The following is a 12,399-nucleotide window of genomic DNA, read 5'->3' on the forward strand; positions in this document are numbered from 1 at the left end:
GCAATGAAAATTAATATTATTTCGTATGAAATAACCTCTCTTTTTGGAAGTAAAATTAAAAAAAATGATAACACTGAATATATTTGGAATGATATAGAAGTTGATGGCTGGATAAAAGGAGATTTTAAAAGAGGAAAATTTAAAAATTATTTTTATAATCTTTATTTCTATTTTCTTCTAACAATGAAAGATTGGATTTATTTCATAATCTTATCTTTTATAATTATAACAATTCGTGTATTCAATAAGAACAATAAAATAGTAATTACGTAGAAATTATATGAAAAAATATTGGATAATTATTGGTAAAGAACAAAAAGGTCCTTTTAATTTTGAAGAATTATTTAAGCATAATATAAACCCAAAATCAAAAGTTTGGTATAACGGAATTAAAGATTGGACTGTTTTTGAATCTTTACCAGATTTTTTGGAATATCAAAATTATGTAAAGGATCAAACAATTAAAAAGAAAAAAAATAGTAATAAACTTTTTTTAATTATTCTCGCTATAATTGCTGTTAGTACATTGTCTTTTTTTCTGTTCAATAAATTTAGTTTCACAGAAGAAATGGCAAAAAAAGAGACAGAAAGACTTTTTTCTTTGCTCTCGCTTGAAAATCCAAATCAAGATGAACTTGAAAAAATCTATCCAAATTATTCAAAAATCGGACAGAGATTATTATTGAAAGAAAAAATTGAAATAAACAACGTCTCAAAAAATTCATTTGGAAATTATGATATATTTGCAACGTACAATAAAAAAATTCCAATAACTGTAGAAGTTACACGAGAAAATTTCAAAAATAAAATAATCAGTTCCAAAGGATTATCTTATTATTACTATAATGAAATAAGAAGTTACGGAATAAAGAAAGGATGTCTAACTGGTAATGAAGACGATGTTGAACTAGGAAAAATTGCAAAAAGCAAAGATTTAGAATCAAATCTAAATATAGATACTTCTACAAAAATTGCAGAATATTATGATAACATAAAGAAAGAAGAAAATATTTATGTGTCTGGTGGTTATTTTCCCACTTTAAGTGGAAGTGTAACTATTTCAAACAATAATAATGTTTATCTAGACTATAGTAGTATAAAATGCAATTTACTTATACTAGATTATAACAACAATATAATTGAATCATCACCTTTATATTTTTTTAATACAATTCGACCCCATTCATCTGAATCAGCAAGGGTTTATTCAAGAATTCCAAATGGTGCTTCAAAATATAGAGTTGAATTTGATGTAAATATATCAGAAAATATAAGTAATCTACTTAAACAAGAAGTAATTAGTAACGTAACTAAAAGTTGTAAATAAAAAAAACTCCTACAAATTCGGTTTGGTAAAACCAATAACAGATTTTATGTGAAATAGAAAAATCAAAGCCTCCAATTAGGAGGCTTTATTATGTTCTAGAATAATGATTATGTTTAGTAATAGTTTGGTGTTAAATATTTTACTGTTACTTATTATTTAATTTACACATAATAAGTAATACATTTGAAACCAGATATATAACAATAAATAATTAAAGCTAAATTATTCAAGTGACTTTGCGCAGTTAGCTGAAATTTGAAACCGACTAGAAATGAATGATTATATAAAAAACGAAGTACTTAAAGCTATTGAAAAGATAGAATCAATTGAAACAAAATTCAATGATAAGCAAGAATTAACTTTTGAAGAATTAGAGAATTTGTTTCTTTTTTATCAAATTTCGAATAATCAAATCGCTTTATCTGATAACAGGTTTGATTATTCGAAATTTCGAAATTTGTATTTAATTTATGGTTTTGACTTGGAATTCAAATCAATTTTCTATAAGCCTAATCCAAATAAAACAGCAAGCCAATATATTGATTTAGAAAAACTTAAAGAAATAAACGAAAAGGAATATAATCCAGAAATCTATAAATCATTGCAAGATTTTAAAATCATTAATGAATTAATAATTCCTGTAAGCGAATCAGAGTTACAAAAAGACAAGGCATTTTTGGAAAATTCTGCTAAATATTGGGCAGATATTTGCCTAGATGAAAGACACTCCGTTGAGGAATTAAAAAACATAGCAAAAGAGACCAGAGATACAATAAAAAAGAAAAATATTGAAGATTATCGGAATGGAACTTTAGCGGAAAGTAAGAGTAAAGATGTATTTAAAGGTCTTTTAAAGTCATTTTACACTTATAACGAGTCAACTAAAATCATCAATTCAATAGATTCAAGAAATGAAAATAGATTTTTTACTCTAAACAATGTGAGTTTTGAAATCAATCTTTATTCATTTATTCACATAATTAACAGACATTATGCTGAGATGCTTTCATCACAAAGTATTGTAACAACGAAAAGCTTTCACAATACTAAAATTAATCCCTACACAATTCACATATTCATTCAAGACTTAATTTCATTAATTAGAGCCAATGGAATTGAAAATAAAATTGTAGTAGAAAAAGGACAATCTATCTTAATTAAATTTCACGGGCATGATTACGCCCTGTTTTTCAATGAATATAAACACGATAAGTCTAAAATTGTTTTAGAAACTTTCTTCATAATTGAATCGCATAATCCAAATGCAACAAGACTAGTTGAAAAAATGAATGATGCACAAATCGTTGAATTAAATAATGATTTATCAATCTATATAAGCTAAAAACTGTAGCTAATAACTCAAAGCTTAGTAAACCTATAACAGATTTTATGTAAAATAGAAATACAAAACCTCCAAATGGAGGTTTTTTTTATGTCATTATTCTAAGCTTTTTTTGTTACAAAAACACCTTGTTATATTTTCTTTTGATTAGATAAATTTCATTTTATACAACTTAGTATTTCTATAAAATACTATTTAAAAAAAACAAGCTAACTATACAATATATCAATTAGTTATAACTAAAATTACTACTTTTATTTATAGAAATTAGTAATTACATTTTGTAATCATCTGTAAATCATAGGAATATAAAAACAATCTCGGTCTCCGTGATTACTGCTTGCTATTCCTACTTTCATTCGGAATACTATTTTTTCCATCTCAATTTCACAGTTTAAACTATAGATTTAAACTATTAATAATTCATCGAAAATCACTCCCCCTACATTATACTTTTTTTCCTTTTTTAAAATTCCATCAATTATATTAAAATTTTAAACATATTACATTATTGTATTTTATTCAAAAAAAGCTTATTTTATGTTAAAAATTATTAAATACTCCATTTTTTGATGTTGATTTTCAATTATTTACTTAAAAAATGCTCCATTTTTGTAAAAATTGCAATTTTCAACACATTGGAAATTAAGTAAATACCGAACCTTGTTCGGTATCCTCTTGCTTTTTTTCAAAAACATAAAAATGGTCATTTTTGACAACTTAATTTTAATCGATTTTTCTCCATTAAATTAAAAAATAAAATCGTGTAGAAAGAGTACAGAAATATATTTCACTTTTACATTTAAAAATTTAATAATCAGATTTTTAAATGTAAAATATAATCAAGTTATATTCGAATATTATATTTTCAAAACATCATATTACTGATAATCAACTAAATACATGTTTATATTCGGTAGGATATAAGCACCCTCTTGCTATCAAACTTTTTATTAAAAATGAGTTCCGAATTTTGATTTTTCTTCTATCTAAAAAGGCAGGTTGTGATTTGTAGTGTGTAGACAAATCCATATCTTGCATCTAAATGAAATTTTAAGAGAAAAAAGAAAGGATTTACATAAGTGCAGTAAAGCTAAATTTTATTGAAATAATTATAACTCTTGATGAATTTTATTCGCGATAACATGAGCCGTGTTTTTTACATAAGTATCTGAATAGCTTTCATCGGTATTTGAAATAAAGTGCCTTAAAATGGCTTCAAGTGCATAAGCTTCATGATACTTGAATGAAATTGTAAATATTTTATCGTTTTTACGCTCTGTAATCGCTTTTCTAATCAATTTACTATATAAGTCATCAGAAATAGATAAAATGGCTTTAAACGCAAAATTATCACCTTTAAACTCTTTATCGTAACTATTCAATACATGCAAGATTGCATTTAAGTTGCTTATATTTAGTTTTAGTTTAATTTTTAGCATCATTTATCGTTGTAATGTCCTTTCGCTGATAAAAAATAATTTTATAACTCATAAACTATCAAAATACGCGTCTAAATCCTGTTTTGATTTTATAATTATTCCTTTTCCTTGTTTGATTTCTTGTTCAGCATCTTTAATTCTTTGGATCATTTCTTCTGAAAAATAAAGATCATTTATAGAAATAGGTGTTAGCACATAAGCTTTCTTACTTCCTCTTCTAATGACTACTTTTTTTCCTTTGTCGACCATATCAAAAAAATCTTTCTGACGTTCTCTAAACTGTCTACTTGTTGTTTCTACGATCGTCATTATGTAACTATTTGTGTACACAAATATAGTTCTAAAAAAATAAAAACGACCTCAAAAAGAAGTCGTTTATCATCGTTTCGCTTTCAAATTCAACGTTAAACATTAAATTTCAAGTACAAAAATACATTAATATTTTAATAATCAATAAATTACGTTATTTAATTAAAAAAACCGCCCGCCCCTTGGTGCACATAAAAAAGTCACGTCAATTTGTTTTTGTTTTTCACTGCAACGAAAACACTGCATTTCAAGCAAGTTCCCAAAAGTGATTTTTCGTAGAAAATCACACCCTTAAAAACTAAAAAATTACCATGTTTTTGTATTAAATAAACATAACTTATCTAACATTACTTATCGATTTTCGATAAAAAATAGATAAAACATTAATTATCATATATGTTACAAGTATTTTAAAAATACGAACTATGAGTTTTATAATACCTTAATATGAGTTTTATAATACCTTAAAAAAGCTAAACTATGAGTTTTATAATACTTTCTATGAGTTATATTTTTACAACTCATAGAAAGTATTATATTTGTATTAATCAACTCATAGTTAAAACAATTATTAAATGAAAATCAATAATAAAGAGGTTATCCAATCTTATATCCTAACTACAGCCAAATATGATTATTCAGTATATGAAAAACGTATTTTATATCGAATAATTGAACAATTGCAAAGTTTAATAGAAGGAAAAGAATTAAATAAAAATTACTCTATGAAAGAGTTTTCTTATGATGATATGAAACTCTTTAAATTTACTTTCCCTTTTTCTGCTTTTAAAAAAAGTGAAGAAGATAAAAACCATGCACAAATAAAGAAAGCATTACTTTCTTTAGAAAAAAAAGGATTTGAGTATGAAGATTCTGAAACGTGGGAAACAATAAACATCCTATATCTTCCTAAAGTTTTTAAAAATAAAGAATATATAGGCTTTACTTTAAGAGAAGAAATAATACAAGCATTTTTAGACTTCTCAAAAGGTTATAAAAAATATGAATTAAAAACTGCAATGGAGTTTGAAAGTACTTTTTCAATGCGTTTTTATGAACTTCTTTCTAATCAAAAAACTCCGATCAATTATTCTATTGATAGTTTAAAAAAAATGTTTCAAATTGAAAATAAGTACAAGTTAACCGCTGATTTTTTTAGATATGTAATAGAACCAGCAAAAAAAGAATTAGATAAATGTAGTCCTTATACATTTCATTATGAAAAAATAAAAACTGGTCGTAAAATAACAGGTATTCGTTTTATTCCTATTCATCAACCACAATTTGAAGATGCAGAAATAAAAAAACAACGTTTAAATAAACAGATGTCAAATCGTTGGTTTATTCCTAAAAACATAGAGGATTATTTAAAATACAATTTTGATTTCTCAGATAAAGAATTGAAGAATAATTTAAATCTTTTTGAAAATTTGTACAACAATTTATCTGAAGAACATTTATTAGATTTCTTAACAGAACTTCGAGAACCTTCTGTATATGCCGACAATAGAAAAGGTTTTATTATTGGTGCTTTAAAAAAGAGAATGGAACAAATTTTTGAACAAAAATATTTAAAAAATGACCACTTCTAAACAATGGTCATTAATTAGACATGACCTACATTTGACCAACTAAATAAATCATCCATATATGAATTACATTGATGTAAAAGAAGCTTGTAAAAAAACAAATAAAAGTGAAAAAACAATAAGAAGATTATTTTCTAAAGAAGAATCTAAGCCATATATTCAAAAAAAAGGGAATAAAAACCTTATTGAAGTAAATTATCTTTTTTCAATTTACGAAGCTGTAAAAGATAACCAAAAAGAGCATAGTCAAAACATAGACATGACTAACATTAGTCCTGCTCAAGAAGAATTTAATGAATTAAAGACTAAACTAGCTTTATATGAGCAAGAAATACGTTTAAATAAAGCTATACATGAACAAGAATTAAAAAATAAAGACTTGCTTTTACAAGAAAAAGAGGGTAGAATTATGGATTTACAAAAAACAATTCTTTTGTTAGATGCTCCTAAAAAAGATGTTGATTTAGAACAGCCTATACATATTCCAGAAAATAAAAAAAAGTGGTGGCAGTTTTAGATTTATAAAGATTTAGTTCTACTAAATTTAATAAAACGAGGCGTTTTATACTACTTGCTTATATTGTATAATGTTTTTTGTCTGTTTTGAATATCCTTACTAAACAGTAAAATGCGGTTTTCCGAGCGTTTTTAAACACAAACTCATTTATCCAAAACGGCACTTGTTTAAAATCAGCATTTTAACCTAAAAATTATTGGTAGATAATAATACTTATGTTAAGTAATAAATACGCATTTTTAAACAAGAGTAATATTTACCTTTGATGTTATTTCGAGAGTAATTTTTTTATATTTTTACACTCGTTAATAAATCAATACTGAAGAAATGATTGAATTCAATAGGAAAACACCATATAACAATCTGCCTCTATTACCACCTGAAAATGATATTGAAACTAAAAACGTATTAAAGAAAACTATTTCAGCTGGTCGAGCATTAGCTCAATTAAATGGTACTTTATTAAATCTACCGAACCCTACATTATTTTTAGATACAATCTATTTACAAGAAGCAAAAGCTAGTTCGGAAGTTGAAAATATCATAACAACAAATGATGAATTATATCAATCATTCGTTTCTGAAAAAAAAATAGAAAACTCTCCTACTAAAGAAGTTTTAAGTTACAAAGAAGCTCTTTGGTTAGGATTAGAAGAATTAAAAAATAAACCATTCATAACTACAAATCTTTGCATTAAAATTGTTCAATGTATCAAACAGAATAATTCATCAATAAGAGTAACACCAGGTACAACTTTAACAAATAATCAAGGAGAAGTTATTTACACTCCTCCTAGTGGAGAATCAATTATTAGAGAGAAATTAGCTAATCTAGAACAATTCATCAATAATGACAATAATCTTGACCCTTTAATTAAAATGGCACTATTACATTATCAATTTGAGGCTATACATCCATTTGCTGATGGAAATGGTAGAACAGGAAGGATATTACTTTTATTATATTTAAAACTATCTGGATTATTAGAAGTTCCTGCTATTTACTTAAGTGAATATATCATTCAGAATAAACAAGATTACTATGAAAAATTAAGAGATGTTACCGAAAATAACAATTGGGAAGGTTTTATTTTATATATGCTCGATATGATTGAAAATACAGCTTTAAAAGGATTAGATCGTTTAAATTTAATAACAAATGCAATGGAAGAAATGACCATTGAAATTAAAACGAAATTACCTAAAATTTATTCCAAAGACTTAATTGAGATTTTATTTAAACTTCCTTATACAAAAAGACAGAATTTAATTGATGAAAATCTAGGAACTGCTAAAACTGTAGGTAATTACTTAATTGCTCTAGAAGAAAATGGAATACTCCAATCAATTAAAATAGGAAAAGAGAAACTTTATCTTAATCATAAATTATTAAAGATACTTGAAGATAAATAGATAGAATAAGCCATAAAAAAATCCTTATTATTGGGAGTCTTTTTTATGGCTTATAATAAGAGTTATGTTAAGTGAATACGTTTTGTAAAATAGTAACTTTTAAGTTACTATTGTGTCGTGAAGGTAAGAGAAGTTATAGCATTTAAAAACTATTTTGAAGATTTCTTAAAAGATCAACCACAAAAAGTACAGGATAAAATCTTTAAAATAATTGAAGCTATTGAAACTCTAGAACGTGTTCCATCAAACTATTTAAAACATTTAGTTGGAACTGAAGGATTATATGAAGCTAGAATTCAATTAGGATCTAACATTTGGAGAGTGTTTTGTTTCTTTGATGGAGAAAAATTAGTAGTGTTAATGAATGGATTCCAAAAAAAGACCCAAAAAACACCTAAAAATGAAATAGAAAAAGCTTCTAAAATAATGGTTGAGTATTACGAACAAAAATCAAAAAGAAATGGAAACTAAAAGCTGGAAAGATATTAAAAATGATGTTTATGGTTCTGTTGGTACAGAAAGAAGAGACGAATTGGAAAGGGAATTTGAATCTTTTAAAATAGGATTACTATTAAAAAAAGCTCGTGAAGACAAACATTTGACACAACTAGAACTTGCAGAATTGGTAGATAAAAAACGTGAATACATTTCACGAATTGAAAATAATGGAAGTAATTTAACTCTTAAAACTTTATTTGATATAGTAGAAAAAGGGTTAGGTGGAAAAGTAAAAATATCGATTGAAATATAACCGAAAAACCTCCTAAATGGAGGTTTTTTTAGGCAGCATAATAAGAATTATGTTAAGTAATGAAATAGATTAAAAAAGTATCAATTGTAGAGTTTCGTTTTCCATGATTGAGAATTTAAAAATATTAAATAAAAATCTCGCTATTCATACAAATCCTATTTAAATACAATATACCATTAAAGAATTTATTACTTTTAACAAAGTAATTATACGATATACGGATATAGAGAATATTTCACGAAACTTTTCTATTATTTACTTCGTAAAGTACTATATTACAGGAAAGCTTAAAAAAAACAGACGCAAAAAATGACAATAGACGAATTGAATTCAAAAAATATAAAAACCTTAGCCGAATTTGAATTATTATCAAATCGTGGTCGACAAGAGGATTTATTCTTTGTGCCTGACACTATATCAAATATAGTTGCAGACTTAGCAAATATTTCAGATCCAAAGAATGCTATTGTTCTTAATTCAAACTATGGCGAAATTTCTTCAAAACTTACTGAAATTGAAAATCTTGTAAATGTTGACGTAAATGCAAACAACATTGAACTTTCTAAATATCTAAACCCTAAACTAACATTTATAAATTCAGACCCTTTAAATTATTCTTTATCTGACAAATTTGATCTTGTTGTTACATTTCCACCGCTTGGACAAAGACTTGAATTTAACGGAAGAAGAACTTCAAGCGAAATATTATATATTGAAAAAGCACTTGAATTGCTTAATGAAAATGGCTTTGCCATTTTCATTTTATCAAGCAATTTCTTAACAGCACCAGTTTACTCTGAACAAAGAAATTTAATTCTAAATAATTTTGGATTAAGCAAAATCTTATCATTACCGAAAGGAACAATCAGAAACACAGTGATTGAACTATCTATTTTAGTAGTAAGCAAAGCCAATGTTTCAAAAACGGATTATTACACTGTTAATCAGGGTTTTAATTTTAAAAATGCAAAACCAACTTTCTCAGTTTCCAAAGAAGAATTAGCCGAAAGATGGGATTTTAATTTTCATAACCCCCAAAATCAAAAGTACCAAGAGCAATTAAACGAAAACAAAACCAAAAAGATTGAAGATTTAGTTGAAATTTGCCTTGGAAACTCTTTTAACCAAGATGAAAGGAAACCCAAAGGAACCTATAAAATTCTTTCGCCAAGAAATATTTTGAACGGTTTTCTTGAAGAAACAACAAGCGATAATTTTATCGAAAGGGATAATTTCAATACAAGTGAACAAAAAGCAATCCTACGAAAAGGAGATATACTTTTTCCTCGATTCAACAGAGAAAAAGTTGCGATATATGTTCACAATTCAGATGACAATAAATTTATAGCTAATCAACATATTGTTATACTTCGTGGTATAAATGCTGAATATGTTGCAACTTACCTTAACACAGATAGCGGTTTAAATCTATTTAATCAACAAATTAAAAGACACGCAAAAGGTGCAACACTTCCAATAATATCATTACAAGACCTGAAAAATATTCAAATCCCAATTCTTCCAATAGCAGATTTAGAATATGCTTCAAAAAGTAGACTTGAAAAATTATCGTATCAACAACTTCTTGATATAAAGGAGAAATACGATTTATTAAAAACAAAGTATACAAATCTTAAAAATGAAAAAGCAGTTAGTCCACACGAGGAACAATTACAAAGTTTGCAAAATACTTTACAGCAAGTTTTATCAAATCAACAAGAACACACTCGAAAGCTTACTGTAATTGAAAATAAAATTGATGATATTAAAACTGTAATTCTCAGTTTATCTAATGATTTTAAAGAAATACAAAATTTGCCACGTGAAATTGAAGAGAAAATATCACTATTAAACAAAAAATTGGAAGAACAAATTTCCAATCTGCATTTTGAACAAAAACAAATTGACACGTATATCAAAGAAATTAAAAATTGGTTTGACTATTATGACTTATTAGAATTAAAAAGTCAAAAATATTTACCTGAAGCTGAATATATCTTTGACCACATTTCAAAACTTGACAATCCAGACTACTCACCTTTCATTCTTCAATATTGTAGAGCATTGGAAAACGAATTGTTAAGCAAAATATTTAGAGCTTATGTTCAATCGCTCATTGATAGAAAAATTACTTTTGAAACGCAATTTGCTTGGGATTTAGGAAAAAAAGAATCAGGTAAACCAAATGATGAGAATACATTTAGGCTATCGAAGCATATTCAAAAGTGTCTTACTAAAAATACGGAAGAATGGTTTTTTGAATTAGGCTCAATGGAAGTGAATCTTAGATATTTAACAGGCAGAACAATTGAAAAAAGCCCGTTATTGCAAGATTTAAAATATTTTGTTTTAAACAGATTTGAAAAGGATCTTTTAAATATTGAATATCTTGACGATATAAAAACTATAATCAGAGACTATCGAAATCAATCGGCACACCCTAATTTAATGGACACAGAAAAAGCAACGACATTTCACAAACAAATGAAAGAATGTTTAATCAATTTGATGGAAAACTACAAGACAAAATAAAAAGCCAGCCTGTAACTCAAAGTTTGGTAAAACTATAACAGATATAAAGTATGTAAAGTACATATAAAACCATGTTAATTAGCATGTTTTTTTGTTCTATACTACTAATTATATTTAGTAGTATATGCATTTTTCAATAATCCGAAAATTATCCATTTTAAATTAACTATATAGATTTATTTTTTATGTTATTGTTTTTTTATTATAATTTTTTATATCATTGTTATAGCCTAATCATTAGGTTAATTAAAAACCAATTTCAAATTTTATTACAAACTCCCGTCATAAAACAATAACGATGAATGAAGCATTAATTATCTTTTGTATAATCTGTATTATATTTCTAATGATTTCTGAAATTTTTGGAAGAGCAAAACATATTGGAAGATGGTGGACATTTTTTTTATTAGTTGGAGGATTTTTACCTGGACTTTTAGCATTAATTTTTAGTCCATCAGCAAAAAAAGATCCAACAAAGGGTAGTAAAAATTATAAAATATGGGGAATCATTTCTTTAATTTTTGGTTTTTTAAACATTATTCCATTTGTAGCAACAGGTGGAAAACAAGGATATATTTTTATTGCATTAATAATATTGGGATTATATTTAATTCAACTTTCTAGTGGAAAAGTAATTAATTTAAATCCAAAATTTTATTTTGATAGATTGAAAATCAACCTCTCTTCACAAAATCATTTTCCTCCAAAAATAAATGAAAGTACAAATGTTAAATATTTATATTTCATAATAATAGATGGTAATCAAGAAGGCCCTTTCACTTTAGAACAATTAATTGAAAAGAAAATTAATGAAGAAACATTGGTTTGGAGAAAAGATTTGGATAATTGGAAAAAAGCTTCTGACATTGTAGAAATTAAAAATTTAATTGCATATAATCCTCCGCTATTTTATGAAACTTCTCACATATTACCTCCACCAATTGAAATTTTAGAAAGTTCTGATGAAATCATAACTAATTCTTATGAAAAAAATAACGTAATTATTGATGGCAAAATTATTAAAATTGTAATTACTTCAATTATGTTTTCGTTTTTAACAATTCTATTAGCAAATCATTTTTCAAATAAATGGTATTTTCTTATTGATAAAAATGATTATAGATACATAAGTTGGTTATCTTCAGAAGGTGATGATAGTCATAAAAAATATAAAGAG

At 25.7% G+C, this 12,399-nt stretch carries 12 protein-coding genes; 10 read left to right on the plus strand and 2 right to left on the minus strand.

Annotated elements, in window-relative coordinates; genetic code table 11:
• From ACMHJW_RS14335 to ACMHJW_RS14345, 3 genes are all read left to right on the plus strand, one after another.
• The coding region (locus ACMHJW_RS14335; protein ID WP_413534088.1) for a hypothetical protein at nucleotides 1-273 on the plus strand (273 nt) is incomplete at its 5' end.
• A 7-nt stretch (nucleotides 274-280) separates the two neighbouring features.
• Nucleotides 281-1,327 carry a DUF4339 domain-containing protein gene (locus ACMHJW_RS14340; protein WP_413534089.1) on the plus strand — a complete coding sequence of 349 codons (1,047 nt, stop codon included), beginning with the start codon at nucleotides 281-283 and terminating at the stop codon, nucleotides 1,325-1,327.
• Between the two features lie 271 nt (nucleotides 1,328-1,598).
• Nucleotides 1,599-2,669, plus strand: coding sequence for a hypothetical protein (locus tag ACMHJW_RS14345; RefSeq protein WP_413534090.1), 1,071 nt, complete (start codon nucleotides 1,599-1,601; stop codon nucleotides 2,667-2,669).
• A 1,112-nt stretch (nucleotides 2,670-3,781) separates the two neighbouring features.
• On the opposite strand, the gene ACMHJW_RS14350 is transcribed toward ACMHJW_RS14345, so the two are convergent.
• Both ACMHJW_RS14350 and ACMHJW_RS14355 read right to left on the minus strand, forming a co-directional pair.
• Nucleotides 3,782-4,054 carry a hypothetical protein gene (locus tag ACMHJW_RS14350; protein ID WP_413534091.1) on the minus strand — a complete coding sequence of 91 codons (273 nt, stop codon included), beginning with the start codon at nucleotides 4,052-4,054 and terminating at the stop codon, nucleotides 3,782-3,784.
• Nucleotides 4,055-4,159: 105 nt separating this feature from the next.
• The gene (locus ACMHJW_RS14355) at nucleotides 4,160-4,420 is read right to left on the minus strand and encodes a hypothetical protein (RefSeq protein ID WP_413534092.1); all 261 of its coding nucleotides are present in this window, start codon (nucleotides 4,418-4,420) and stop codon (nucleotides 4,160-4,162) included.
• Between the two features lie 575 nt (nucleotides 4,421-4,995).
• On the opposite strand from ACMHJW_RS14355, the gene ACMHJW_RS14360 reads away from it, so the two are divergent.
• From ACMHJW_RS14360 to ACMHJW_RS14390, 7 genes are all read left to right on the plus strand, one after another.
• Complete coding sequence (locus ACMHJW_RS14360; protein WP_413534093.1) at nucleotides 4,996-6,012, plus strand: replication initiation protein; 1,017 nt, start codon at nucleotides 4,996-4,998, stop codon at nucleotides 6,010-6,012.
• A gap of 58 nt (nucleotides 6,013-6,070) precedes the next feature.
• The gene (locus ACMHJW_RS14365; protein WP_413534094.1) at nucleotides 6,071-6,526 is read left to right on the plus strand and encodes a hypothetical protein; all 456 of its coding nucleotides are present in this window, start codon (nucleotides 6,071-6,073) and stop codon (nucleotides 6,524-6,526) included.
• A 327-nt stretch (nucleotides 6,527-6,853) separates the two neighbouring features.
• Nucleotides 6,854-7,939, plus strand: coding sequence for a Fic family protein (locus tag ACMHJW_RS14370; protein WP_413534095.1), 1,086 nt, complete (start codon nucleotides 6,854-6,856; stop codon nucleotides 7,937-7,939).
• A gap of 117 nt (nucleotides 7,940-8,056) precedes the next feature.
• Nucleotides 8,057-8,410, plus strand: coding sequence for a type II toxin-antitoxin system RelE/ParE family toxin (locus ACMHJW_RS14375; RefSeq protein WP_413534096.1), 354 nt, complete (start codon nucleotides 8,057-8,059; stop codon nucleotides 8,408-8,410).
• Nucleotides 8,400-8,690, plus strand: a complete 291-nt coding sequence (locus ACMHJW_RS14380; protein WP_413534097.1) for a helix-turn-helix transcriptional regulator — start codon at nucleotides 8,400-8,402, stop codon at nucleotides 8,688-8,690. The genes ACMHJW_RS14375 and ACMHJW_RS14380 overlap by 11 nt, the downstream gene beginning before the upstream one ends.
• 309 nt (nucleotides 8,691-8,999) lie before the next feature.
• A complete protein-coding gene (locus ACMHJW_RS14385) occupies nucleotides 9,000-11,222 on the plus strand; it encodes a restriction endonuclease subunit S (RefSeq protein ID WP_413534098.1) in 2,223 nt (740 codons plus the stop codon).
• Nucleotides 11,223-11,520: 298 nt separating this feature from the next.
• The coding region (locus ACMHJW_RS14390; RefSeq protein ID WP_413534099.1) for a DUF4339 domain-containing protein at nucleotides 11,521-12,399 on the plus strand (879 nt) is incomplete at its 3' end.

Origin of the sequence: Empedobacter brevis (genome assembly GCF_965118635.1) — a bacterium.
Classification (GTDB): domain Bacteria; phylum Bacteroidota; class Bacteroidia; order Flavobacteriales; family Weeksellaceae; genus Empedobacter; species Empedobacter brevis_A.

What these genes read in the sequence shown, in the direction of transcription:
- ACMHJW_RS14370 (WP_413534095.1), top strand. Translation starts at nt 6,854, where the DNA reads ATGATTGAATTCAATAGGAAAACACCATATAACAATCTGCCTCTATTA.
- ACMHJW_RS14355 (WP_413534092.1), bottom strand. Translation starts at nt 4,420, where the DNA reads ATGACGATCGTAGAAACAACAAGTAGACAGTTTAGAGAACGTCAGAAA.
- ACMHJW_RS14340 (WP_413534089.1), top strand. Translation starts at nt 281, where the DNA reads ATGAAAAAATATTGGATAATTATTGGTAAAGAACAAAAAGGTCCTTTT.
- ACMHJW_RS14365 (WP_413534094.1), top strand. Translation starts at nt 6,071, where the DNA reads ATGAATTACATTGATGTAAAAGAAGCTTGTAAAAAAACAAATAAAAGT.
- ACMHJW_RS14385 (WP_413534098.1), top strand. Translation starts at nt 9,000, where the DNA reads ATGACAATAGACGAATTGAATTCAAAAAATATAAAAACCTTAGCCGAA.
- ACMHJW_RS14380 (WP_413534097.1), top strand. Translation starts at nt 8,400, where the DNA reads ATGGAAACTAAAAGCTGGAAAGATATTAAAAATGATGTTTATGGTTCT.
- ACMHJW_RS14360 (WP_413534093.1), top strand. Translation starts at nt 4,996, where the DNA reads ATGAAAATCAATAATAAAGAGGTTATCCAATCTTATATCCTAACTACA.
- ACMHJW_RS14345 (WP_413534090.1), top strand. Translation starts at nt 1,599, where the DNA reads ATGAATGATTATATAAAAAACGAAGTACTTAAAGCTATTGAAAAGATA.